This is a genomic window from Rheinheimera sp. MM224 (assembly GCF_947090785.1).
Lineage (GTDB): Bacteria > Pseudomonadota > Gammaproteobacteria > Enterobacterales > Alteromonadaceae > Pararheinheimera.
Genome location: NZ_OX352320.1, coordinates 3185869 through 3208874 on the forward strand (window position 1 = coordinate 3185869; position 23006 = coordinate 3208874).

General features: G+C 46.3%; 25 protein-coding genes. 6 read left to right on the forward strand and 19 right to left on the reverse strand.

All coding sequences use genetic code 11. The features are described from left to right. Positions 1-24 precede the first annotated feature (24 nt). On the reverse strand, positions 25-330 hold the full coding sequence (locus tag OM978_RS14995; protein ID WP_264343051.1) for a hypothetical protein: 306 nt from the start codon (positions 328-330) through the stop codon (positions 25-27). Between the two features lie 225 nt (positions 331-555). After that, positions 556-2016 carry an aminoacyl-histidine dipeptidase gene (locus OM978_RS15000; protein WP_264343052.1) on the reverse strand — a complete coding sequence of 487 codons (1461 nt, stop codon included), beginning with the start codon at positions 2014-2016 and terminating at the stop codon, positions 556-558. A gap of 243 nt (positions 2017-2259) precedes the next feature. Here OM978_RS15000 and OM978_RS15005 point away from each other — a divergent pair, with 243 nt between their 5' ends. Beyond that, complete coding sequence (locus OM978_RS15005) at positions 2260-4752, forward strand: glycoside hydrolase family 95 protein (protein WP_264346955.1); 2493 nt, start codon at positions 2260-2262, stop codon at positions 4750-4752. 73 nt (positions 4753-4825) lie between these two features. Here the strand turns inward: OM978_RS15005 and OM978_RS15010 are convergent, their stop codons facing one another. The 12 genes from OM978_RS15010 to OM978_RS15065 all read right to left on the reverse strand — a co-directional run bounded on the left by OM978_RS15010 (position 4826) and on the right by OM978_RS15065 (position 11852). Beyond that, positions 4826-5281, reverse strand: coding sequence for a DMT family transporter (locus tag OM978_RS15010; RefSeq protein WP_264343053.1), 456 nt, complete (start codon positions 5279-5281; stop codon positions 4826-4828). A gap of 61 nt (positions 5282-5342) precedes the next feature. After that, the gene (locus tag OM978_RS15015) at positions 5343-5768 is read right to left on the reverse strand and encodes a BLUF domain-containing protein (protein WP_264343054.1); all 426 of its coding nucleotides are present in this window, start codon (positions 5766-5768) and stop codon (positions 5343-5345) included. Between the two features lie 79 nt (positions 5769-5847). Beyond that, positions 5848-6300, reverse strand: a complete 453-nt coding sequence (locus tag OM978_RS15020) for an acetyltransferase (protein WP_264343055.1) — start codon at positions 6298-6300, stop codon at positions 5848-5850. Between the two features lie 217 nt (positions 6301-6517). Then, positions 6518-7096 (reverse strand): pyridoxal 5'-phosphate synthase, encoded by a 579-nt coding sequence (locus OM978_RS15025; RefSeq protein WP_264343056.1) that lies wholly within the window; start codon positions 7094-7096, stop codon positions 6518-6520. Positions 7097-7212: 116 nt separating this feature from the next. Further along, a complete protein-coding gene (locus OM978_RS15030) occupies positions 7213-7572 on the reverse strand; it encodes a hypothetical protein (protein ID WP_264343057.1) in 360 nt (119 codons plus the stop codon). A gap of 97 nt (positions 7573-7669) precedes the next feature. Next, positions 7670-7996, reverse strand: a complete 327-nt coding sequence (locus OM978_RS15035; protein WP_264343058.1) for a low molecular weight protein tyrosine phosphatase family protein — start codon at positions 7994-7996, stop codon at positions 7670-7672. Between the two features lie 81 nt (positions 7997-8077). Further along, a complete protein-coding gene (locus OM978_RS15040) occupies positions 8078-8539 on the reverse strand; it encodes a hypothetical protein (protein WP_264343059.1) in 462 nt (153 codons plus the stop codon). Between the two features lie 72 nt (positions 8540-8611). After that, complete coding sequence (locus tag OM978_RS15045; RefSeq protein WP_319633875.1) at positions 8612-9046, reverse strand: YybH family protein; 435 nt, start codon at positions 9044-9046, stop codon at positions 8612-8614. A 464-nt stretch (positions 9047-9510) separates the two neighbouring features. Further along, positions 9511-9879, reverse strand: coding sequence for a helix-turn-helix transcriptional regulator (locus OM978_RS15050; RefSeq protein ID WP_264343060.1), 369 nt, complete (start codon positions 9877-9879; stop codon positions 9511-9513). A 14-nt stretch (positions 9880-9893) separates the two neighbouring features. After that, complete coding sequence (locus OM978_RS15055; RefSeq protein WP_264343061.1) at positions 9894-10499, reverse strand: AraC family transcriptional regulator; 606 nt, start codon at positions 10497-10499, stop codon at positions 9894-9896. Positions 10500-10505: 6 nt separating this feature from the next. Beyond that, positions 10506-11285: an SDR family NAD(P)-dependent oxidoreductase gene (locus OM978_RS15060; RefSeq protein WP_264343062.1), complete on the reverse strand. Its 780-nt coding sequence runs from the start codon at positions 11283-11285 to the stop codon at positions 10506-10508. A gap of 222 nt (positions 11286-11507) precedes the next feature. Then, complete coding sequence (locus OM978_RS15065; protein WP_264343063.1) at positions 11508-11852, reverse strand: hypothetical protein; 345 nt, start codon at positions 11850-11852, stop codon at positions 11508-11510. A gap of 468 nt (positions 11853-12320) precedes the next feature. Here OM978_RS15065 and OM978_RS15070 point away from each other — a divergent pair, with 468 nt between their 5' ends. Then, on the forward strand, positions 12321-13271 hold the full coding sequence (locus tag OM978_RS15070) for an enoyl-CoA hydratase/isomerase family protein (RefSeq protein ID WP_264343064.1): 951 nt from the start codon (positions 12321-12323) through the stop codon (positions 13269-13271). Positions 13272-14363: 1092 nt separating this feature from the next. Here OM978_RS15070 and OM978_RS15075 read toward each other — a convergent pair. Continuing rightward, positions 14364-14672 (reverse strand): excalibur calcium-binding domain-containing protein, encoded by a 309-nt coding sequence (locus OM978_RS15075; RefSeq protein WP_264343065.1) that lies wholly within the window; start codon positions 14670-14672, stop codon positions 14364-14366. A 308-nt stretch (positions 14673-14980) separates the two neighbouring features. Then, positions 14981-17212 (reverse strand): S46 family peptidase, encoded by a 2232-nt coding sequence (locus OM978_RS15080; RefSeq protein ID WP_264343067.1) that lies wholly within the window; start codon positions 17210-17212, stop codon positions 14981-14983. Positions 17213-17414: 202 nt separating this feature from the next. Here OM978_RS15080 and OM978_RS15085 point away from each other — a divergent pair, with 202 nt between their 5' ends. After that, a complete protein-coding gene (locus tag OM978_RS15085; protein ID WP_264343068.1) occupies positions 17415-18452 on the forward strand; it encodes a hypothetical protein in 1038 nt (345 codons plus the stop codon). Positions 18453-18511: 59 nt separating this feature from the next. On the opposite strand, the gene OM978_RS15090 is transcribed toward OM978_RS15085, so the two are convergent. Then, positions 18512-20104, reverse strand: coding sequence for a peptide MFS transporter (locus OM978_RS15090; protein ID WP_264343069.1), 1593 nt, complete (start codon positions 20102-20104; stop codon positions 18512-18514). A gap of 249 nt (positions 20105-20353) precedes the next feature. Between OM978_RS15090 and OM978_RS15095 the strand changes: the two genes are divergently transcribed. Further along, the gene (locus tag OM978_RS15095) at positions 20354-20764 is read left to right on the forward strand and encodes a YccF domain-containing protein (protein WP_264343070.1); all 411 of its coding nucleotides are present in this window, start codon (positions 20354-20356) and stop codon (positions 20762-20764) included. A 64-nt stretch (positions 20765-20828) separates the two neighbouring features. Then, positions 20829-21686 (forward strand): YkgB family protein, encoded by an 858-nt coding sequence (locus OM978_RS15100; protein WP_264343072.1) that lies wholly within the window; start codon positions 20829-20831, stop codon positions 21684-21686. Here the strand turns inward: OM978_RS15100 and OM978_RS15105 are convergent. Next, positions 21673-21861 carry an oxidoreductase-like domain-containing protein gene (locus OM978_RS15105; RefSeq protein WP_264343073.1) on the reverse strand — a complete coding sequence of 63 codons (189 nt, stop codon included), beginning with the start codon at positions 21859-21861 and terminating at the stop codon, positions 21673-21675. The genes OM978_RS15100 and OM978_RS15105 overlap by 14 nt on opposite strands. A gap of 85 nt (positions 21862-21946) precedes the next feature. Here OM978_RS15105 and OM978_RS15110 point away from each other — a divergent pair, with 85 nt between their 5' ends. Further along, positions 21947-22294 (forward strand): MGMT family protein, encoded by a 348-nt coding sequence (locus tag OM978_RS15110; protein ID WP_264343074.1) that lies wholly within the window; start codon positions 21947-21949, stop codon positions 22292-22294. Here OM978_RS15110 and OM978_RS15115 read toward each other — a convergent pair. Next, complete coding sequence (locus tag OM978_RS15115) at positions 22291-23001, reverse strand: ZIP family metal transporter (RefSeq protein WP_264343075.1); 711 nt, start codon at positions 22999-23001, stop codon at positions 22291-22293. The two genes, OM978_RS15110 and OM978_RS15115, sit on opposite strands and share 4 nt — an antisense overlap. Positions 23002-23006 lie beyond the last annotated feature (5 nt).

The following is a 23006-nucleotide window of genomic DNA, read 5'->3' on the forward strand; positions in this document are numbered from 1 at the left end:
TACAGCAGTTCAGCGCTGTTGGCGCTAACGCTGAATAAAATCAGCAATAAAAAACTCAACCTTGCCGCAAGATTTACAGGCATACATATCGAGGTTTTCTTTATTGACAAAAAACTCTCCCAGCTCACCTAAGATGCCCCAGCGGGTGCCTTCATGGAAATTTTTTGTGCCGATGAAATTTAGTTTTGCCTTGCAGCGAATACAGTCCGGAGCGACGGGGACCAGGCTTTTAGCCGGCTCAGCTTTTCCTTTCTCACAATTACAATTCCAACAGACTTCAAATGCATCATCATCGATAGTGGTATTGCAATTTTCACATTGCCACGACATCCATTTTCTCCTTGATTTAAATTATCCAAATACAGCTCTGGTCGAACACTGCACTATCCAGCCTGGTATTCTCAATGCTAAAAACATTAACGGGAAAAACCTGAAGGCACAATAGCTTAGTAGCGCTGGCCATAGAGTTTTAGGGGCAGCACAAAAAAGCCCCGATATCGGGGCTTTGGCGTAGCGGAGTTACTTAAGCGCGTTTTAAGTTAAGAGCGCTTTTAGTTAAGAGCGCTGCGGGATACGCTTCAATACTGCCAGCAATAATTCCCAGTACTGGCCAACAGTCGTGATATTGACCATTTCATCCGGTCCATGTGGGAAACGAATGGTTGGGCCTATCGATACCATATCCATGTCCGGATAAGGTTTTTTAAACAAACCACATTCTAAACCTGCATGGATCACCATAATCACTGGCTCTTTGTGGTAAATATCCTGATAGGTATCGCGCACTATCGCCATCACTGGTGAATCTGGGTTAGGTTTCCAACCAGGATAAGCACCGCTGAACTTCACCTGCGCGCCAGATAACTGAGCCAGTGAGCTTAACATGCTTTCCACCTGCTGACGGCCGCTGTCGATTAAAGAGCGAATTAAACAAAGCACCTGAATACTCTGCTCTTTAGTGCTGATCACGCCCATGTTGAGTGAAGTTTCGGTCACGCCTTCTACTTCATCGCTCATCCGCATCACACCGTTAGGGCAAACATTGAGTAAGTTAATCAGGGTATTTTGTGTAGCAGTTGTTAACACTAATGCCGGAGTCACAACTTCGGCCAGGCTCAACTTTAATGCAGGTTCAACAGCTGCTAATTCAAATTGCAGCAAAGCTTCAAACTCTGTCACAGCATGTTGTAACTGCGTCAGTTTTGCCGAAGGAACTGTCAGACTGACAGTGGCTTCACGAGGTATCGCATTACGTAAAGAACCGCCGCTAAAGCTGGATATGGTCAGTTCCAGTGCTGTGGCATGGTCAGCAAAAAAACGCGCCAGCAGTTTATTGGCATTACCACGACCCAGGTGAATATTCACGCCTGAGTGGCCACCTTTTAAGCCTGTTAAACTTAAATCAAAAGCCATAACGCCAGAAGCAGTGCTCTGCCATTGCACAGGCACAGTAAATTCAGCATCCACGCCACCGGCGCAGCCCATGTAAATTTCGCCTTCCTGCTCAGAGTCGGTATTGATCAGTATTTCGGCGTCCAGCATGCCAGGTTCTACACCAAAGGCACCTGTCATACCGGCTTCTTCGTCTATGGTCAGCAGTACTTCTAACGGGCCATGCTCAATTTCGTCACTGCCTAAAATAGCTAAAGCCGACGCCATCCCTATGCCGTTGTCGGCACCAAGTGTTGTGCCGCGGGCTTTGACCCAGTCACCGTCCACGTAAGCATCAATAGGATCTGTAGTGAAGTCATGGATTTTGTCAGCATTTTTCTGCGGCACCATATCCAGGTGCGCCTGAATCACCACTATTTTACAGTTTTCAAAACCTGGGGTGGCAGGCTTTTTAATGATCAGGTTACCCACTTTGTCTTCAACGACAGTTAAACCTTTGTCACGCGCCCAGTGCTGAATATGTTGGCTTAGGGCTTGCTCGTGTTTAGAAGGATGTGGAATGGCACAAATTTGACCAAACCATTGCCATAACGGCTGTGGGTATAAAGATGATAATGCTGACACAACAACTCCTGATTAAGACGCTCAGCTAAAAAACGCCGGCATTTTAGCACAAAGAGCTGCAGGCACTGAATGGCTGAAACGACAGGCGGCCTGCGAAGTACGAGGGCAACCTGCTTTTGGTCAGAGCGACAAAAAATCTTAACTAAATTAACGATAAAAACTATATACATATCAAAATCAGACGGTTAAACCTGACCATCATGATTTGGCTATAAAAACACAATTTCAGGGACTAGTGTGGTGATGACGAAAACTGTGCAATTTTCTTTACTGAGCTTATTAAGCTTTGTCGCTTTCGCCACGTCCGCTGTCCCTGCTGCGACTGATTCAACACTTTGGTACAACCAACCCGCTACTTTATGGGAAGAAGCTTTGCCTTTAGGCAATGGCCGTTTAGGCGCTATGGTGTATGGCAAACCGTCAAACGAAACTATCCAACTGAATGAAAACACCTTTTGGGCAGGAGGCCCCCATAACAATATCAATACAGCAGCACTATCATCACTCCCTGGGATCCGCAGCTTAATAGCTACTGGCGACTATGCCGCCGCCGAAGCTCTGGCTGCTAAAAGCATTACCAGCCAAGGCCCACAAGGCATGCCTTATCAAAGCGCTGGCAACTTGCAACTGGAGTTTCCAACCCACTCCAACTATCGCAATTATTATCGCGACCTGGATATAGCCAATGCAGTGGCAACCAGCCGCTATCAGGTTGGGGATGTGATCTATAGCCGTGAAGTATTCAGCTCTTTTGTTGATCAGGTGCTGGTGGTTAAATTAACCGCCAGCAAACCAGGTAAGCTCAGCTTTAAAGCCTATTTGTCCCATCCAGCCAAGGCGGCCTTTTCCAAGCAAAACGCCACTACAGTGATGATGCAGTTGCAATCGGGTGATCACGAAGGCATCAAAGGGCAAGTGCAACTGGCCTCGCTGCTGCAGGTGCAAAACAGTGGTGGCCGCTTAAGCCAAAAGGATCATCAGATCCAGGTGGAAAACGCCGATTCGGTGGTGCTATTGGTGTCCATGGCGACTAATTTTATAAACTACAAAGATATCAGCGCCAATGCCGTATCCCGTGCTCAGCAGTATCTGGACAAAGCCACACAGCAGTTTCAGCAACACCAGTATCAGGCCCGTAAAACAGCTCATAGCACCTTCTATAAAACCTATTTTGACCGGGTGACATTAAATTTAGGTAAAGGTGAATTTAGCGCCGAGCCTGCCGATCAACGTATCCGTTTATTTGCACAGCGGCACGACCCGGAACTAGCCAGTCTGTATTTTCAGTTTGGCCGCTATTTATTGATTTCCTCCTCACAACCTGGTGGTCAGCCCGCCAATTTGCAAGGCTTATGGAATCATAGACAAGACCCGCCATGGGACAGCAAATACACCTTAAATATCAATGCCCAAATGAACTACTGGCCAGCGGAAGTCACTCAACTAACGGAGCTGCACCAGCCTTTTATCCAAATGATTAAAGAGCTCGCAGTCACTGGGCAGCAAAGCGCCAAAACCATGTATGGCGCACGTGGCTGGATGGCGCATCACAACACCGATATCTGGCGTATCACGGGCGGCGTAGATCACAGCTGGGGTTCCTGGCCCACCAGTAACGCCTGGTTGAGCCAGCATTTATGGCAAAAATATCTATACAGCGGCGACAAAGCCTATTTGGCTGAGGTCTACCCTGTGATGAAAGCTGCAGTACAGTTTTTTGAGGATTTTTTAATTGAATCACCGGACAAGCAATGGCTGATTGTGTCCCCTTCCATGTCACCGGAAAATGCACCCAAAGCAACAGGCACGAAAATCGCCGCTGGGGTGACTATGGATAACCAGCTGTTATTTGACTTATTTTCCAATACCATAGCTGCCGCCACAATTCTGGAAGAAGATAAAAACCTGATCCCCGCCTGGCAAACTATCCTATCCCGCTTGCCACCTATGCAAATAGGCAAATACCATCAGTTGCAGGAATGGCTGCAGGATTGGGACGACCCACAAGATAAACATCGTCATGTCTCGCATTTGTATGGACTCTATCCCAGCAATCAGATATCGCCTTTGCGCTCGCCTGAATTATTCAGTGCAGCTAAAGTGACGATGGAACAGCGCGGCGACCCATCCACAGGCTGGTCTATGAACTGGAAAATCAATTTGTGGGCCCGCCTGCTCGATGGCGACCGGGCTTTTAAGTTAATGCGCGATCAAATCAAACCAGCCCTGACGTCTGATGGCAAAATATCCGAAAACGGCGGCACTTACCCTAATATGTTTGATGCCCATCCACCTTTTCAGATTGACGGCAATTTTGGTTTTACCTCAGGCATGGCAGAAATGCTGGCGCAAAGTCATGACGGCGCTGTGCATCTGCTGCCAGCTTTGCCACAAGAATGGCCCAATGGCGCAGTGACAGGTCTGATGATGCGCGGCGGTTTTGTATTGGATATGAGCTGGCAAAATGGGCAGGTTTGCACATTAAAAATCCACTCGCGCTTAGGGGGTAATTTACGCCTGCGCAGTTATTCGCCATTGCCTGAAGTAACTGCTTTTACAGTACATAAGGCCACTGACAACACAGAAAACCCCAACCCCTTTTACCGTCAGGCACAGATCAAAACGCCACTAAAACACACCAACAAAACCCTGCCACAACTCTCTCTTGCCAATAGTTATTTGCTGGACGTACCAACAGAGGCAGGGCGGGATTATCTGTGGAGTTGTAAAAAGTAGAAGACCGTATTTTTAATACTTTTACTTTGAATAACGCAGGCAGTGCAACACTGCCCTGTGTCACTTTTTTCTGTCACTTCTTCGCCACCATAATGACACCTAACACTAAAAACACGGCGCCTATAATCCGGCCTGGCGTTATTTCTAATTTGGGGTAACCCATCAAGCCGTATTGGTCATAAAAAATAGAAGCTATCACTTGCCCACAGACGACTGATATGGCCAAAGCGACAGCACCTAACTTAGGAGCAAGGTAGATGGACATAACAATGTTAAATGCACCAAAAAAACCGCCTAACCATGCCCACCAGGGAATACTTAGGGCTTGAGTGGCCGAAAACCACTGATCCTTTTGAATAAGCAGAATAACGCCAAGTACCAGAGTACCAATCAGAAAAGAGATAAAAGCAGCCTGTATAGGCGAAGCTAATACGGTTCTTAACTGTGAATTCACTCCGGCTTGAGAAGCCAATGAAAAACCGACAATAAGTGCAGAAAAAAACAATAAATAACTAGCCAAATCCTTCACCCACCTTCTCCATTTTAGATTGATCAACTATGACGAACTAACTTGCTAGCTTTAAGGACAGCTAACGAACCGTGTTCTTAAAAGCCTGTAATAGAATAAATGCCTCATTCGGATTGGAAATGTATGACGTATCGTTTAATGGGCGGTCCAGATAATCACTGTGCGCAGCTTTTTCCTCTTCCGTAAGCTGACTGATATTTTTGAACCCCATTTTCCAGTCACTAAAACTGCGCTTTGGAATAGGCGATCTGATGAGCGTAATGAGCCCGGTATGTCTTGAGTCATTTATTATTTTTTGATGCAATTCATCGACAAGTTCAGAATCTCCTTCAAGCACTTGCATGAAATTTCCGCCTTTAAATAACAACAAGCCGGTAATGTCACTTTTGGCGTTGGCTTCGCGGCTATGTCTTAAAATATCTTGTATATCCGAATTAGTCAGAGGTCGGACTGCAGAGCTTACGTATATCAATGTAATTAATGCCATGTACAGCCTCATCTCTTGGAATACCTGACGCCTCAGTCAGGCTTGAATCGCAGAGCACAGCGTTGGAAGCAGGTTGTGACTATTGCAGCGTGCTAAATTTTAATAATGCCAGATGCAACAAAGGATAAGGTTTACCCTGACCATCCACTGCTGAGCGACCTATGACCGAAAAACCAATATGCAGGTAAAAACCTTTGGCTTGCTCATTCTGTTCATTCACGTCAACCTTGGTTACGCCTTGCTCTTTGATAGCATGAGCCACTAAGAATGCTCCAACCCCTTTGCCACGCGCATCAGGTGAGATAAACAGCATTTCAATAGCACCGTCATGCACGCCGCAGAATCCCAGTATTTCACCCTTATTGTTTTTAGCACATCTTAAGTCTACGGCATCAAAATACTGCTCAAGAATAAGTGGTTTTAATTCCTGCAGATCCTCTTCCTTCAAAAAATCATGGGTGGCTCTGACCGATGCTTCCCATATGTCCAATAGCTTGGGGTGATCTGATTTTTCTGCATTTTCTATATTCATTACATAACTCGATTAAAGGCTTGATGCCCTGCTCACCAGAGAACAAGGGAAGTGGCTAATTTTTCTGCCTACAGTCACGCCTTAAGTGCACACCTCTGGTCTTCGCGACTTGTGTTGCCAAATCCCAATTAACTAAGCAGTAGCTCACTTAACCGCCAGCTAACTTTTTAACATCTCATGGGCTGCACACCGCGAATAGCAAAGCTTGTTACAGCCTTTAAGGCTGAAGTAGCTGTTTAACCCAGCCATTGCTCCCGCACTCAAATAACTCACGCAGGTGTAATCTGTTTTGCCGGAAGGTTAGAAACTCAATTGAAACGGGCTTAATACAGTAACCACCCCAGTTATCTGGCCTTGGAACAGCTTGTCCCGCAAGTTTTACTGCGGTTTCCTGAAGCCTTTTTGCTAACTCATCCTCAGAATCTAGTGCTTCACTTTGCTCAAAAGCCGTGGTCGTTAACTGGGCACTCCGGCTTCGGGTTTGCCAAAAACCATCGGCTTCACCAGCGGTTATAACTTGTGCTGTGCCCACAACACGGATCTGGTAGCCCAGATGATCCCACCAGATAGTCATTGATGCTTTTGCATTTCGGGCTATATCTTTTCCTTTGGCAGAATCAAGATAGGTGCAGAAAACAAAACCATCTTCACTCTCTGACTTTAAATCGACAAACCTTCCGGTCGGAAAACCATGCTCATCAATGGTTGAAACGCACACAGCACTTTTTTGTTGCAATGGGCTATCTGCCAGCGCTTCCTGCCACCAATTTTCAAATTTACTGATCGGGTTGTCCATAAAGCCTATTCTCATTCAGGTTTCACTATGAAGCTTAAGAGACATCAGTAGCCCGGCTAAAATGTGCAACCCAGTGACAACACCAAGCTGTATTTGCCCTGCGTGCTTAGCTTGTTCTATCGCTGTTCACAGCTGATCTGATTGTCACTTTCTATAGAAATAACAACACGCTTATTGAATTCGTTGTCAGTAACGTACCCGCAACTGCCATGAGTTTCAACAGAATCGGTAAATTTGATTTTGTAGTGGTACAGACCATCTAGTGATTGCGTCAACGAATAATGAAGTGCATTGCTTGAGCCGCTGGCAATAGAACCAAAATCTAAATGACTACCGGGCAAATCAATTTCAGCCTGAGCGACTCCGACTGCCGACCTGTTCACAATGGTGATACTAGGTAAAACATAAAAACCTGAGTAATAAAGAACGACCAATAAACTGACCACTGAACATACGATTTTATACAGAAGTTTCATGATGTTCCCATGGACAATGCAAGGCCTTAGTCATCATTGGGTTTTAAGCAGCAACGCTTTTCTGGCAAGAACACATTTGAGCGGCTGTTTATGTGAGTTACTGGATGCGAACATGTTTAGCCACCCGGTGTTGCAGCAGTTGCACCAGGGCTGGATCCATACGCTCGTAGTTATCTGGAATATCCAGGCAAACAAGCCTCTTGCCTTTCAGCAGATCCTTAAATTTCTTCGCGACTTTATTCTTGTGAGACTGCTCCATTACAAAAACTATATCTGCCCATTCAATAAGATCGCCACTGACGACAGTTTCGGCATCTTCATTGGTACCAGCACCAATAGCGTGAATGCCATCATATCTTGAAAAAACCTCTTCACAGGTAGGGCTGCGGAGCCTATTTTCACTACATACAAAAAGTAAATTCATATTCCCTCATGGCAGATAACGCCCCACGCGAGCGAATTTGTAAGCGTCACAGATGCCGTATGCCCAGCGTGGCTAAGATTGTTACATCGCATTGCTTTCAACCCGCTGTTGTACAGTATTTATCTGTAAAAACTGATTAATTTTGTACTGAATATAGATCACATGAAGACAGGAGCTCATAACTGGATTAAGCCAATACTTGCTGCCTTTTTCTACACCGCTGATTAAATTAATCCTGTTTCTGATCTTTATTAACCAGGTGACATGAAAAATCGCTGAAACAAGGTGCATCAGCTTTGAGAATAAAAGCAGTTCCTGACTGCCGTTTGTGGCAAAGAAGAGGATAAGGCCCAGAAGGGAAATTAGATGCACTGAAATAGCACTGACGACAAACCAGGGCGAAATAGGTTTTTCTACATTTCCGTTGAGCTGTTTTGTCAGTGTAAAAAGTCGATAAATTACGTAAAGCCCAAAACTGAAGACACAAAAAGCAATGGTCTTAGCGACCGATTTAACTTCAAAAATATCATCCATATGTTTCATTTTCATTCCCTGATGTCATGTCCTTAACCTTAAATGAGGACAATAAATAACTAATCAAGTCTGAATAAATCCTTAGCACTCAGCCCGGCTCACTATGGCCTGAAGTGACTGATGATCAATGGGTGCAGATGTATGCTCGTGAAAGATAGTCCAGCACTCGCCGGTTTTGCGTAAAGCCATAGTGGCCCTGTTGCTAAGAGAGCGCAGTGTTGTACCGTCAGGCGCTACCGCAGTGTAAGTGAGAATGGCATAACCTATAGCCAGATCTTCGGTCACTGTTGACTCTTGACTGTCGAAAGTGACAACAACCCGCTCATCCCCAAGCGATGAAAACCAACCAGAAGCCATATCACGCCATGCAGTCAGACCACGCAGCGACCAGGCTCCCCACATATCAAAAACATGGACGTCTTGATCATAAAGCGCAGCGAATGCCTCAACATCCTTGCGATAAACGGCCTCTGCATACATGGCAAGAGCACGGAGGAATGGATTGTTTTCAGACATTTGTGAGCCCTTTTTAACGACTACCACCCTATTAACACACTAACTTGTGAGTATCTCTGCAACCAAAGTCTACAAATGACACGGCTTGTTATGTCAGCCTTATGCGCAGTCGGTGCTTTGGATATCGAAGCAACCCCTGCCGGCTCTTTTCACTCAGGGTTAAACATAACCTTATTTAGTGTGCCGCGGCAACGCCGTCTCGCCTGGAATCAGACCCTGCCACATAACCTTTGTCTAATTTCATTACCCCCTGACTACCACCGAATATTAGGCCTGATAAATCACGTATGAAAGCAGACAACCGATGAGCATGACCTGCTTCATCTGATGCATTCACTCGCTTTAATAGCAAAACACGCATTGTTAAATGAACAGGAATTTCCTTACCTGGCTTTACTTGAGGAGTCATACGCCCGCGTCATTGATGGGCTTGTTTGCAAATAATTCCTGGCGGGCGTCTTCAGTCAAACATCACGATAGCGCCCCGGAGCAACCCCCTTCCAAGCCGTAAAGGCACGTATAAACGAATTCACCTCCTGATAACCGAGTAAAAATGCAATTTCGCCTAGTGATAATTTCGACCGTCTCAGGTAATGATCAGCAAGATCGTTTCGAACGGATTGCAATACAGAATGATAATTTTCTGATTCTTCTGTCAATTTGCGCTGCAGGGTTCGTTTGCTCATCGCCAGTTTTTCAGCCACCATTTCGATTGAGCTATGACCTGCTGGCAATAGTTCCACTAATACAGCACGCACACGTTCCACAGTTGTACTCGCTGTACTGAGTTTTGCCAGATTCTTATTTAAGCCGTTTTCAAAGTATGCCCACATACCCGCATTCGCGGTTAAAAAGGGTCGTCTAGCATCTTCGCTGGAAAACTGTATTTCAGTCTGTGCTCCTTTGAATAGTTTGCAGCCAAAAAAGCCTGATAGGCGAGCAAATTAACGGGCAACTCAGAAAGCACAACTTTAAGCGGATTGACCGGCGCTCTGGTTGCCAGCCTACTAAGCTGAGTAAAAAACACCAGCTCAGTCAACTCCAACAACTGAGGCAAGTTACTCTTGCAACCATAACAGTCAATAACCAGCGATGTAAGCTGATTGCCCACCTTGACGGTCAGATCCAAGGGACCAATTAAGGGCTTGTATTGCTGAATTCTCGCCAATGCTGTGTTGAGATCAGCACTACAAATGGATGCAAAAAGAGGCGCATCAAAGGCCTCAACGGTAAGACGGTCTGCCAAAAGTAAAGGAAAGTCGAGAGCACCTGCTGCTATTTCTATACCATGCCATAACTGAAAATATTCAAGTGGCGTCAACGTAGCTTTTTCTCGCTCAAATAGATCCGCTGGCAACTTTGCATGCACCAATACAGCTTCGATATCGATATTCATGTCGATCAACAACAGTTTCCATGCTGGTGATACTTTAAATTGGCTTGCTCGTTTCATCAGGTGTTAACCAGCTTTGTCCATCGCACTGCGCGACATTTTCAGTACCGCCTTACGGGGCAAAAGGGGCAAGACCCATTCCAATATAAAGCGTAATCCCCCTTCATTAAAGGCGACCAGCTTCCCTTCTTCCATCGCCTTATAACCACATTCAGCAACTGAACGTGGAGATTTCGCATTTTTCCAGAAGTCTACGCCTTCGAGATTTCCAGCTGAGACAAAACCAGTTGCCACAGCTCCGGGGCACAATACTGTTGCCGTTACATTCTTATCAGTCAACTCTTCGGCAATCGCCTGAGTAAAGGAAGTCACGAAAGCTTTCGTTGCGTAATATACAGCTTGAAGCGGACCCGGCATAAAAGATGCGGTAGAGGATACGTTCAGAATTCTGCCTTGCTTTCGATCAACCATACCTTTTACAAAGTAGTGGCACAGGTTGGTAAGAGTTACCATATTTACCTGCATCATCTGTTGTTCAGAACTCAGATCACGATGGTTAAAAACTCCGTGCCCACCAAAGCCAGCATTGTTAATCAAGGTATCAATTTTGATGCCTAATTCTTCAGTTTTTTCAAAGATTAACCTTGCAGATTCAGGCTTGGAAAGATCTTCAGCGATCACGGTTACGCTCACCCCGTGCTTTTCTGTTAATTCTGCAGCCAGGATATTGAGCTTGCTTTCTGAGCGTGCCACCAGAACCAAATTGCCACCTTTTTCCGCATGAATGCGAGCCAGCTCCAATCCGATACCACCTGAAGCACCAGTAATAAGTGCAGTGTTTGACATATCAACCTCCAAATTAATCATATGTTGTTTAAGATGGAATCATGATACGGAATCAAATCACGCCAGACACTGGCAAAAGATGCCAACAGCCTAGCAATAGGTGCCAATGCTATTTAATAACTAATAACCGCCGCACAGGCGGCAGTTTGTTGGGGCAGTGTCGTTTTAAGCAGCGCAGAAATTTATTATCCCTGCGCTCAAAGAGGCGAGTGATAGGCCGTGTTAGCCGCTCAGCTCAGTTATATGCAACAGTTCACCCACTGGCCCCCACAGATAAAACACCTTACCCCAGGACTCTTGCTGAATTGGAGTGATTTTTGTTTTGTGCTTTGATTGCGAGCAAAGACTGTATGCTGATTCTATGTCTGACACACAAAGCTGAAGCATAAAATTAGTGGCCAAATCTGCGTTGAAAAAGCGTTGCAGGAAGAAAAGACAGTCTCCGTTTTGAAAAAGCGTTAAATCCTCAGAAACATACTCTGCTTCAAATCCGATCTCTGAATAGAATGACTTTGAAATCTCATAGTCTTCACTCGGAACAAAAGCTTTTATATCAATAACATCCATTGTTCTCTCCTGAACAGCTAACGCCGTCGGCATACGCGGCGTTGTAGTGAAAGCTAAGCCACAGCGGACATGGCTCCGCATTGTCTGGCTTTGTGATCAACCACTTTACCCACTTACTGTCGCCGATGCTGAACGAACTCAGAAGCCGAGAAAGAACACCCGAGACGCCACTGATGCACCTGTGGTTTTTCGCCATTCGGTAACTTCGAAAAGGTGTGCAAGCTGTTGTATGGTAGCTGAAAAAGCGTTTTGGATTCTTTTTTTAAATAAGATAAGTCCTTTTATCCATCAGGTGTGGCCTCTTGATTTATTACTTCAGGTATCAATAGAAATACCGGAGTACCAACTTATTAATCCGATATAACCGAACTATCATGTTTGTATCGAGCACGACAGGTGCTGGACGCTCAAGCTGGAATGACCTAGGTCATGAAATGCTTAAAATGGCTTCAATTGGAGATAACAATCATGAAACTGCAACGTATCGCAAGCACTATTGCTGTCGCTGGCCTGCTGCTGGGGTCCGCCATTCTGGCTGGCCAGGCCGCCGCTGACACCGCAAAAAAACCTCAGTCCGCCACCAACGCTCCTAACCAGTTCCTAGTTAACAAGGTTAGCGCCGAATACTGGCGTGTACAGATCAACAATCCGCCCTATAACATCTACGGCCCGGACTCAACTCTTCAGTTCGAGAAGGTCGTTGCCGACATAGAGAAGGATTCCAAACTCAAGGTCGTGGTGTTCGCAAGCGAGGTGCCCGGTTTCTTCTTGACCCACTACGATTTCGCAGAGCCCCTGCAGCGTACATTGGACATGCCCAACGGCAAAACCGGCCTGCCTCCCCTGCCCGACATGCTGGTGAGGCTGAGTAAATCTCCAGTAGTGTCCATCTCCGAAATCAACGGCCGTGCCACCGGTGTGGGCAGCGAACTGGCCCTGGCCAGCGACATGCGCTTCGCCAGCGATCAGGCGGTATTGTCCCAGTTTGAAATTGGTGCCGGCTTTACACCAGGTGGTGGCCCTATGGCCCGTCTCCCACGCCTCATTGGCCGAGGTCGCGCCCTCGAAGTCTTGCTGAGTGGTAACGATATAGACGGCAACTTGGCTGAGCGCTACGGTTACGTCAACCGCAGCTTCCCCGATGGTGCCAAGCTTCACAGCTTCGTCGACAGCCTGGCTCGCCGTATCGCCACCTTCGATAAAGAGACTATCGGTGAGATCAAGGAGCTGGTCAACATCGCCAGTCTGCCCACCGATGAAGATCTGGGCAAGGAATGGGTCAGCTTCCTGCGTTCGGTACAGCGCCCTGCTGCCCAGCATCATATCGGTCGCCTTATGGAACTAGGCCTGCAACAAAAAGCCGATGTAGAGATCAATTTGCCTAAGTACACAGGCCAAGTCAGCGCCGAAAAACCCTAAGATGACCATGGGCCCCGCGCAAGCGGGGTTCTGGCCCAATAAGATATCCGCAATATTTCTGACAGAAAAAGAGCTGTTACTGTGACGCTACTGTCTACGTAGGCACGAGCAGAGACACTCGTGCGACACTTATGGTTGGCGACAGGGTAAGCATCACATGGCAAACTTACTTTGTGTATGGAGCATTTGTCGCCATCGATCATTGAGGAATGCCGGTTTTGATATCAAGAGCCAATAAAAAGCTCCCGGCATTATCGGGGGCTTTTTTTGTTAGTACGTCCCACAAATCGGGCAAACAATCCGACAAAGGCTGGCGGCAATAAAAGCATAAGATATATAGCCCCTCCCATCTGCGCAAAAAAATAGATACATTGTAATCGCAGGCATTGCACCTATAAGAGAAGCAAAAAAGCTAATACCGGCTTTTGATTACTATTAATTTCAGCCAAGGCGCGTTCCATTTCCTCTTTTGAATATCTCAAAATATACTCCGATTTATTAAAGCTAACGCCGCAAGCAAAAGCTGCTTATGGTGCGGATACTCCGACATTTCTGCTACTCAGAACTGACCATTGCTGCCAAGAACCCACAGCAAACAGGCCGCCAATAAACAAATACCAGAGCTAATTAGCCAAAATGTCAGGCTATTTTCTGGGAACATCGGCATGAACCCAACAAAGGAAACACCACGAAGTAAAAAAACGCCAGTAATAAGCACCAACGCTAATCTTGTCAGCGGAAGGCGCTTAATTGTACCTGCGCCCGACAGACCATAAAACGCCCAAATTGAAAGCACCAAGACAATGATGGACGTGACTATTTTAGGGTACCACTACAAACCAATTCCTCTGTAAGCTGGAGTCCTTTGAACGGAGATGCAATTTTCATATGTTCTAACTTTTTAGCGTCTTATCCGGCGTCCACGACGGATATTCGTCTGTTGAACTGTGGACGTTCTCTTTATTGGTACAACTGATGCTAATAGAGTTTGTATATTTAGGGAACAGCTGCTTAGAATATTATTTTGGACAATCTGAAACCGTTTTTCGCGGGTATAGCACCCCAGCTAGCTCAGCACGGTTTCGGATTCATTTAAAACCTCGTGTCATTTTCACAAGGAATGCCATCGTGATCCCCGTCCATTTTAGTGTTGGGGCAGTTTTTCAGAAAATACTCTGCTTCAGGGCGTGAGCGCATTTGGCTACAGTATTGGCGGCCATCACATGAAAAGTCTGTGCTGGGTTCAAAGCGGATCAGTTCTGGTTCCTGATAAACCGGGGCGTCATGCGCTTCAACTACTGCCAGTTCAGGCGTGGCTTCAATTTCTGTGGGTGCGGTGTTTTTTTGGTAGTAGTGCCAGGCAATAAATACCAGTAACAGGTATACCAGCAGTTTTTTCATCAATGCCTCCATAGCGGGTTTGTTTGCCTACGTTCTTCCATGGTGTTTACCATTAAGAAACTAGTGGCTACAGGGCGTTGTGGCAATAAATTCAGCAGAATTTTTAGTATTTATGGCTGATACGTTGGCTTTGACGGATTTGTGTTTAGGGGGTATTCAAGAAAACTGGAGGGCGTAAAGCCCTTAAGATCGGTTTGGAATTTAAGATGGGCGGGTTGCTTGTCCCGACCCGTCAACGGGCACCGCGGTATCCATAGACGGGCGGGTACAAGACCCGCCCCTACAGTAAATGTTAATAGACCTGAAAATTAGCGGACTATTTCCATCTCAGCCAATAAATTATCAGCGTTATCAACGTATTGCATCATCCACAGCACGTAGCGGATATCCACATGGATGGCGCGGGTGATTTCCGGGTTGAAGTACCAGTCTTTGGTGATGGACTCATAGGTCGAATCGAAGTTTAAGCCGACCAGTTCGCCTTTGCCGTTCATCACTGCTGAACCTGAGTTACCGCCTGTGGTGTCGGCGCTGGATAAGAAATTCACCGGCACTGAGTTAAAAGCTTTTACGTCGTTTCTTGGGCAACTAAAAATAGCGCAGAACCATGGCTCTTTGCTTTGGGCTGCTAAGTCGGCATAAAAATAGCCTGCAGTTTTACCAGACTGGTAGGCATCTACTAAGTTTTGTGGTGCGTTGAATGGGTAATCAGCCTGACGTTTGGCGATTAAACCCTTCACTGACGTAAAAGGCGTTTTATATACACCGTCTTTGGCCGGATAACCGTCCACTGAGCCATAGGTAATACGCAAGGTGCTATTGGCGTCAGGGTACACTGGTTTTCCCTGCGCTTTGTTGTAGGCAATAATGGCCTGCATATAAGCTGGCCGCACTTGAGACAACTGGCCTTTCAGCTCTTTATCTTGTGCTTCTAAAGCCAGGTTTTTATCAGAAATAGCCACAGCTATACGAATAAATGGATCTGCACTCTGCGCAAAATCAGCAGGTGCTTTACCCAACCAAGCGGTGCGGCCTTCTGTGCTGGTTAAGCTGCTTTGTGGGTAAAGCGCTGTCAGTTTTTCGGCAACTTGTGCTTGTGTCATGCCTGCAGTTAAACCTAAAGCAGCGTCCAGCTCTGCTACACGCACCGCATCAGGCTGAGCTAAATACCCGGCTAACTGTTCTGACCAAATGGCGATATCCATAGTTGGGTGGAAGCTTTTTTCCATCCGGGCTAAACGGCCTTCGATCATTTTTAAGTCACGTTGCTGAAAGCCCATTTCCCGCTCTGCGTCAGGCTTTTGGTTTTCCTGCGCTAAACGGTACAGCAGCATAGCGGCTTGTAATAAATCGCTACGTTTGGCCGCTTCAAAGTAATAGGTTTGCTGGGTAAAAGCCTGTTCCGCGTCTATTACCTGCTTTAATGCATCAATACTTTGCTGGTAAGGTTTGCGGGCTTCATCGGCTTTAATCCAATCAAGCAAAGCTTTTTCCTGCATTTCTTTGATGGCCTGAATATCTGTAACTTTAAAACCGTCCAATAAACCCTGCAGCTTTTTCATGCGGTTATTGTGGCCTTTAACGGTTGAGGCGTATTTCACTTTTAAATCGCCGTCAGCCGCACCTAAGCTGTCTATGGTATTGATCATTTGCTGATAGGTTTTTACCTGAGCCGGGTATTGCCAGTCGGCAGCAAAAGAAATTTCATCGGCTAAACGGTAACGGCTGGTCTGGCCCGGGTATCCTGCTAATAAAATACCATCGCCCTGACGTACACCACTGGCATTTACTTTTAAGAAGTTTTTGCTTTGATACGGCACGTTATCCACTGCATAAGGCGCTGGTTTGCCATCTTTACCGACATAACCACGGATAAAGGTGTAATCGCCTGTATGGCGTGGGTATTCGAAGTTATCTATATCACCGCCGTAATTCCCTACAGATTCTGACGGTGCATACACCAAACGCACATCCTGCAGCATCAGCTGTTTAATTTGGAAATACTCCATGCCATGGTGAAAACTCACCACAGAGCAGCGGTAGTTTGCATCGCTTTCGCAGTCTTTAATCAGCGCTTTGCGGTTGGCTTCTATCGCTTCATAACGCTCTTTACCTGATAAACCCGCAGCCAGAGCACCTGTAATTTGTGCTGTAACATCTGTCACAGCTTCAGTGATATACAAGCGTTCCTGTGGTCCTGCTGGCAACTCTTCAGCCATAGTTTTGGCTAAAAAGCCTCTATCAATCAGGTTATTATCTTTAGTCGAATTATTCTGAATAGCGTTGTAAGCGCAGTGGTGGTTAGTCACCACCAAGCCTTTTGGCGATACAAAAGAAGCAGAGCAATAACCAAGACTGACAATAGCATTCATAGGGTACTGACTTAAATCAGCCAGTTGTTTACCCGGAATACTAATACCTTTAGCGGTTAATTCATTTTGTAATTCAGCCAGTTGGTGCGGCTGCCATTGGCCTTCGTCGGCCGTAGTGGCGAAACTGAGGCTAAGCGCCAGCGCGCTGAGCAGGTAGGCAGATTTCATAAGATCCCTTGGTTGTCGTTTTTATAATGCAAAAGTTCGGCGCAAATTATCCATGTAAAGCGTTCCAGTGCAACCTCGTTTAGCTCAGCGTGGGAAATTTAAGTCCAGTTGCAGACAAGATTCTTTTGTCAGATGGATTGAGCAAAAAGCGGCCTCGTGCTAACAATAGCGGTATAAAAACAACACGATGGATCAACTACTTATGCAACCATGGAACGAACGTTTCCCCCGTTTAGCGCAGCTGCATTTTGCGCAGTGGTGTTATTTACTGGCCACTGTGTTTTTTCTGTTGTTTTTGCTACTGGGTGCGGACAACTATGTTTTCGCAAAGATTGGCTCAGTGTTACTGCTGCTGGCAACAGCTAAAGAGATGTGGCAACGATTTGCGATTTGGTGGCATAGCCTGCTGGGCAAAGCCTGTATTCTGACCTTTTACGCCATAGTACTGAATTTCTCTTTTGCTTATGCCGAATCTATTGTCAACGGCGTGATTGGCATCAGGCCCAATGTGGTGCCTTATAGCGTCAACTTAGCTGCGTTGTTACTAGCCCCTGCCTGGACTTTAATTGGCAGTATGCTGACTCTACAGTTTTACTCCATGCTGCATTTATTTAAAGTCATGTTGTTATTGATGCTGCGGCCTTTTGGAGTTCCGTCCAAACATCTGCTGGATGACGAAGTCTTTCCGGTCTGGACTTTAGTCGCTCGCATTATTTATTTGCCTGTAGTCACCATCATTTTAACTTTCACCTTAGCCAGCTATTTCAGCGGTCATCCGGAGCAATTTTTAAATTGGGGAGAAACCGGACAACAACAGCAAAACACCGCTGAAGCTGTGCAAAAACAAGTGGAAGAAATAGAAAAACGCGAAGCAGAATTGCAGCAACAGCAGCCAAAAGGCCCTCACACCAAAGTCCCTGAGTTTCAGGTATTTATCGATGATGGCTATATAATGGGCGATCGCGGTTTTAAACTTCCCACTATGCTGTGGTTAAATAAACTGGTGGCGTCTTTTAACTACCATATCGAAAGTATGGGCGCCTCCAGTTGCAAACTCACTCCACCTGAACATCTGGTGCATATCAACGATTACGAAGTACTGGTCATCACACCTGATGCTACTCAGCCTGTAGGGTACAGCTACAAAGTGCGGGTCTGTGACTCACCAGCTTTTCCTGCTGGCGTGACAGGCCGGGCTTTACTTCCGTCCACTCAGGCTGAAACACCAGAACAGAGATAACCAGAAATACAAAGGCCGGATATAACTCCGGCCTTTGTCTGCGTGCGTAGTTTAAATAATCAATCGTTTTGCGCCTGACGAATTTGTTTATTTAACAGAGGAGTTAAGGCAAACATAAAGATGGCGCAGCCCACACCTACCCAACCCAGAATAGAAAACACATCGGCATAAATAGCCAAGGCTGTGCCTGTGTCCGTACCTGCAGGCATCGAAGCTAAGGTACCAAAACGGCCAGCCAACATTTCACCGAAGGCCGAAGCTAAAAACCAGACGCCCATCATCAGGCTAACCACGCGGCTAACGGACAAGGTAGTGACGGCCGATAAACCTATAGGGGATAACACCATCTCACCAATTTCCAGCACCAGATAAGCCAGAATAAACCACCAGAAACCAGCTAAACCGTTGGCTTCAGGGTTAAGCGCTGCGTATTGCAACACAAAGTGCGCAAGACCTGCGAATAACAAACCAAAACCAAATTTGGCAGGGGCTGACGGGTTCCAGCCTTTTTTATCCAACACAGGCCAGAGCCAGGCAAAAGGAATAGCCAAAGCAAAAATAAACAACGCCCCCACTGAGGTTAATTGCGAAGCGTTAGGAGTAAAGTCGCTGACTAAAAGGTTGAAAGTGTAGCTGTTCATCACTCGGTCGGAAAACGCCAGCCAGGTGCCGTAGGTTTGTTCGTACAATCCCCAGAACACAGCGGAGATGCCAATCAACACCATCAGCACTATCATATTGGCGCGTTCAACTTTGCTGCATTCTACAAAAATAAACTTAAACCACCAGATGAGTAAAGCGATGGTCATCAGAATAGCCACCACTTCAGTGGCCGTAATTTCTGTGCCTTCAGCCAGGCCTAAAATGGCAGCCAAAGCGCCAAAGTCAAAACGGGTTTGTAGAATTTGCTGGACCACAATAACGCCAACCAAAGCACCGATATAAATCAGCGTTTCGCGGCGAATACCAAAACGTTTTTCTTCCAAAAGCTCTGGACGACCTGGTTCAGCCTGGCCTTGTAAATGTTTGGTTTGGGTAACAAACACCAATAAACCTAAAATCAAGCCGATGCCCGCAGAGCCAAAGCCATATTCCCAGCCATATTCAATACCGACCCAGCCGACAAACAAACTGGAGATAAAGGCGCCCATATTGATGCCCATATAAAACACGGTAAAAGCTGAGTCGCGGCGTGGATCGTTATCTTCGTATAAGCGCCCTACTATGGTGGAAATATTGGGCTTTAAAAAACCTACACCTACAGCCACCAATGCCAGCGACAAATACATAATTTGCACTGCAACATTGTCAAAGCCCATCTCTGGTGTAGCAGCATGACCTCGATAGGCCATACCCAGCATACCCACAGCCATTAAAGCGCCACCAAAGGTGACGGCTTTTCGCATACCGAGGTATTTATCTGCCAACAATCCGCCGACCACAGGCAAGGCATAGGCTAAACCGGCATAAGTACCGAGCAGGATGTAACCGTCGTTATCAGAAAATAAATGGTGTTTGGTCAGGTATAAAAACAACAGGGCTTTTAAGCCGTAGAAAGCAAAACGTTCCCACATTTCTGTGAAAAAGCAGACATAAAGGCCAACAGGATGGCCCAACAGCTGTCGCTGTACAGGAAGAGTTGTAGTAGTCATAGGGATCCGCGGATACTGTAGTTATTAGTTATGTATTATAAAAACGGCCTTATTAAAGCTGTTGCCAGCCGACTCAGCAAGCTTTTCCTGCCAGTCATTCAGCAAAGCCAGCGGCGAAATTCACTATTAAATGGTGATTTTTACTGTTCAACTTCCAAGTTAAAAACCTATACCACTGATTTATATAACAATTAAAACTGGCCTTAATCTTGTAACCCTTTTGGCATAAGTGAAAAAAGGAGAACGACCATGGGTGCTTTAAGGCTGATATTTAATCTGTTTTGGTTTGTAATGGGTGGCTTTTTAATGGGGTTGGCCTGGTGGTGTATTGGCTTGCTGTGTTTTTTAAGTATTGTGTTTATTCCTTTTGGCCGCGCCTGTTTTGTGATTGGTGAAATGGCGTTCTGGCCTTTTGGCAACGAACATGTCAATCGCGAACGTTTAAACCGCATTTCCGATATAGGCACTGGCCCGCTGGGTTTTGTTGGTAATGTGATTTGGTTTGTATTTGCCGGTTTCTGGCTGGCGTTGGGTCATTTGTTCCATGCCGTGGCGTGTTTTATCACCATCATCGGCATTCCATTTGGCTTAGCTCACTTAAAACTGGCAACTTTAAGTCTGGCGCCTATAGGCCGTACAGTGGTCAATAAAGCCTACTAACTTTAATGAAAGAATTTGAGCGGGGCACTGGTCTTCTTGGCGTTCATTAATCGGAGAGTCGCCAGTGAAGAAGTCAGTGCCCTTATTATCTGTTGTCGTTATTGCTTGTATCAGCCTGAGTTTTGCACTGCTGGCGTTATCCAGTTTCACAGGAGTAGATGCTGGGCTGGTGAAAATTCTTGGCTTTTACCAATTCAATAAAGAAGCGGATCTGCCACTGGTCCGGCAGTTAAGTTCCATTTTGTTTGGCCTGCTTGCGCTACTGCCCTGGCTGACTTTGCGCTATGGCTCACTGAAAAAACTTCTGGCTTTGTTATTGCTGCTTTGTGCTATTCCACCTTTAGTGTCGCTGACGGGCTCTATCCACTGGATTGAAAGTTTGGGTGGTTTCCCTGCTATTGGTTCTGGTCAGGGCATTATTAAATATGCTGCTTTATTGGCTTTGGCCTGGTACTTCTGGCGACCAGAGAGCAAGGTGCAACACTGGGTGCAATACGCTCCTGTGGCTTTAGTTTTGGTATGGATTGGCGGTATGAAGTTCACTCAGATTGAAGCTGAAGGTATAGTGGATCTGGTGCAAAGCTCACCACTTATGAGCTGGTTGTATCTGCTGTTTGATCTACAAACCACATCCAATTTGATAGGGATTTATGATCTGTTGGCGCTGCTGCTGTTAGGTGCAGGTTTGCAGTACCGCTGGTTGTTTTTACCAGGCTGGCTAATGTGTCTGGCGGTATTTTTGACCACTCAAAGTTTTCTGCTGAGCTTTCCCGGCGCATTTTCGGCCAATGGACTACTGACAGCTTCAGGCCAGTTTTTAATCAAAGATTTATGGTTTATTGCCTCTATGCTGTTGTTACTGAACTGGTATTTCACTGCAGATTTCACTGCAAAAAGGCAACAGCAGATCAGCCAGAGCTAGCTTCGGTTTTAGTATCAGCATCAGAACCCTGGGCCAACCAGGCTTTTTGCTGGGCGCGGTAATAATCCCAGACACAAGGGCAACAGCTGCCGCTGCCACAACAATCGCTGCTCTCTGGTGCTACAGGTTCTTCGGTGGGGATACGCAGCCGAATACCGTCAATAGTGGTAAACATGAAAAACTCCGGCAAAAAAGGCGGCGGCATTGTAGCATTGTGCTTTAACATTCAGCCACTGATGTGCTTTTAAAGCAGAGATTTGATGCAGCAACAAAGCCCTTCTAAACAACAAAAAATCTGGCAAACGGTGTTACAAATTCCGGCTGGGAAAATTGCCAGTTATGGTCAGATAGCCGATTTAGCGGGTTTGCCCGGCCGTGCCCGCTTAGTGGGAAAAACACTGGGGTTAGCACCGGATGAACTGCAACTGCCCTGGTACAGAGTGATGCGTTCTGGTGGTCAGCTGGCTTTTGTGGCTGGTACACCTCAAGCTTTAGCACAACAACAATTGCTGCTGGCCGAAGGTGTGATAGTACGTAATGGCCGGGTGGCCAAAGATTTCTGGTGGCAACCCGATTTATCAGAACTGCTCTTTAAACTGCAGTATTAGTGATACATATAACCCAACATACCAGTGACAAAACCTGCAATAGCTCCCATCGGAGGAGCCCAGTGCTGCTCTAACCTGACCTGTGGCGCTATATCCTGAAACAGCGAATACAAAATACCACCAGCTGCAAACAACATAATCATAGCCACCAGAGCCGGTGATTCTGCCAGCCAGAAATAACCAATCAGCCCCGCAAGCGGACCAAAACATGCCATAGCTGTGAAACTTGCTACTATGACCCAGCCTGAATAAGTCGAAAATTGTCTGAGTTCACGGTAAGCGTTAAAGCCTTCAGGGACATTTTGCAGCGCAATTAAAGCCCCCAGTAATAAAGCCTGAGAGCCGCCTGCCGCAACAGCTGCACCTAAAGCCAATGATTCAGGTAAAAAATCTGCCAGCATGGCCATCAGTTGACTGGCAGAGGTTTGGTGTTTGCTGAGCCAGATATCCAGCAACATAAAAACAGCAGCGCCGCCAATAAACCAGCTACAAGCCACCACAGGTGAGAGTGCCTTCATGCCTTCGGGAACCAGCACTAAAGCAATAGCAGATAACAAGGCACCTGCACCAAAAGCCATAATGCTGTGCCTGAACTCTTGTTCCAGCCAATCCGACTGAATATGCTCAAACTTAGCCAGCAAAGCCCCTAAAGGCATAGCAAGCCCTGTAGCCAAAGTGAGCAGAATTACATTGAGTAGATCTGACATAAGAA

Bases quoted from the DNA above. Each gene is read 5' to 3' on its own strand.
- OM978_RS14995 (WP_264343051.1), bottom strand. From the start codon at position 330: ATGTCGTGGCAATGTGAAAATTGCAATACCACTATCGATGATGATGCA.
- OM978_RS15005 (WP_264346955.1), top strand. From the start codon at position 2,260: ATGACGAAAACTGTGCAATTTTCTTTACTGAGCTTATTAAGCTTTGTC.
- OM978_RS15015 (WP_264343054.1), bottom strand. From the start codon at position 5,768: ATGGCATTAATTACATTGATATACGTAAGCTCTGCAGTCCGACCTCTG.
- OM978_RS15020 (WP_264343055.1), bottom strand. From the start codon at position 6,300: ATGAATATAGAAAATGCAGAAAAATCAGATCACCCCAAGCTATTGGAC.
- OM978_RS15025 (WP_264343056.1), bottom strand. From the start codon at position 7,096: ATGGACAACCCGATCAGTAAATTTGAAAATTGGTGGCAGGAAGCGCTG.
- OM978_RS15030 (WP_264343057.1), bottom strand. From the start codon at position 7,572: ATGAAACTTCTGTATAAAATCGTATGTTCAGTGGTCAGTTTATTGGTC.
- OM978_RS15035 (WP_264343058.1), bottom strand. From the start codon at position 7,996: ATGAATTTACTTTTTGTATGTAGTGAAAATAGGCTCCGCAGCCCTACC.
- OM978_RS15040 (WP_264343059.1), bottom strand. From the start codon at position 8,539: ATGAAACATATGGATGATATTTTTGAAGTTAAATCGGTCGCTAAGACC.
- OM978_RS15045 (WP_319633875.1), bottom strand. From the start codon at position 9,046: ATGTCTGAAAACAATCCATTCCTCCGTGCTCTTGCCATGTATGCAGAG.
- OM978_RS15050 (WP_264343060.1), bottom strand. From the start codon at position 9,879: ATGTGGGCATACTTTGAAAACGGCTTAAATAAGAATCTGGCAAAACTC.
- OM978_RS15055 (WP_264343061.1), bottom strand. From the start codon at position 10,499: ATGAAACGAGCAAGCCAATTTAAAGTATCACCAGCATGGAAACTGTTG.
- OM978_RS15060 (WP_264343062.1), bottom strand. From the start codon at position 11,285: ATGTCAAACACTGCACTTATTACTGGTGCTTCAGGTGGTATCGGATTG.
- OM978_RS15065 (WP_264343063.1), bottom strand. From the start codon at position 11,852: ATGGATGTTATTGATATAAAAGCTTTTGTTCCGAGTGAAGACTATGAG.
- OM978_RS15070 (WP_264343064.1), top strand. From the start codon at position 12,321: ATGAAACTGCAACGTATCGCAAGCACTATTGCTGTCGCTGGCCTGCTG.
- OM978_RS15075 (WP_264343065.1), bottom strand. From the start codon at position 14,672: ATGAAAAAACTGCTGGTATACCTGTTACTGGTATTTATTGCCTGGCAC.
- OM978_RS15080 (WP_264343067.1), bottom strand. From the start codon at position 17,212: ATGAAATCTGCCTACCTGCTCAGCGCGCTGGCGCTTAGCCTCAGTTTC.
- OM978_RS15085 (WP_264343068.1), top strand. From the start codon at position 17,415: ATGCAACCATGGAACGAACGTTTCCCCCGTTTAGCGCAGCTGCATTTT.
- OM978_RS15090 (WP_264343069.1), bottom strand. From the start codon at position 20,104: ATGACTACTACAACTCTTCCTGTACAGCGACAGCTGTTGGGCCATCCT.
- OM978_RS15095 (WP_264343070.1), top strand. From the start codon at position 20,354: ATGGGTGCTTTAAGGCTGATATTTAATCTGTTTTGGTTTGTAATGGGT.
- OM978_RS15105 (WP_264343073.1), bottom strand. From the start codon at position 21,861: ATGTTTACCACTATTGACGGTATTCGGCTGCGTATCCCCACCGAAGAA.
- OM978_RS15110 (WP_264343074.1), top strand. From the start codon at position 21,947: ATGCAGCAACAAAGCCCTTCTAAACAACAAAAAATCTGGCAAACGGTG.
- OM978_RS15115 (WP_264343075.1), bottom strand. From the start codon at position 23,001: ATGTCAGATCTACTCAATGTAATTCTGCTCACTTTGGCTACAGGGCTT.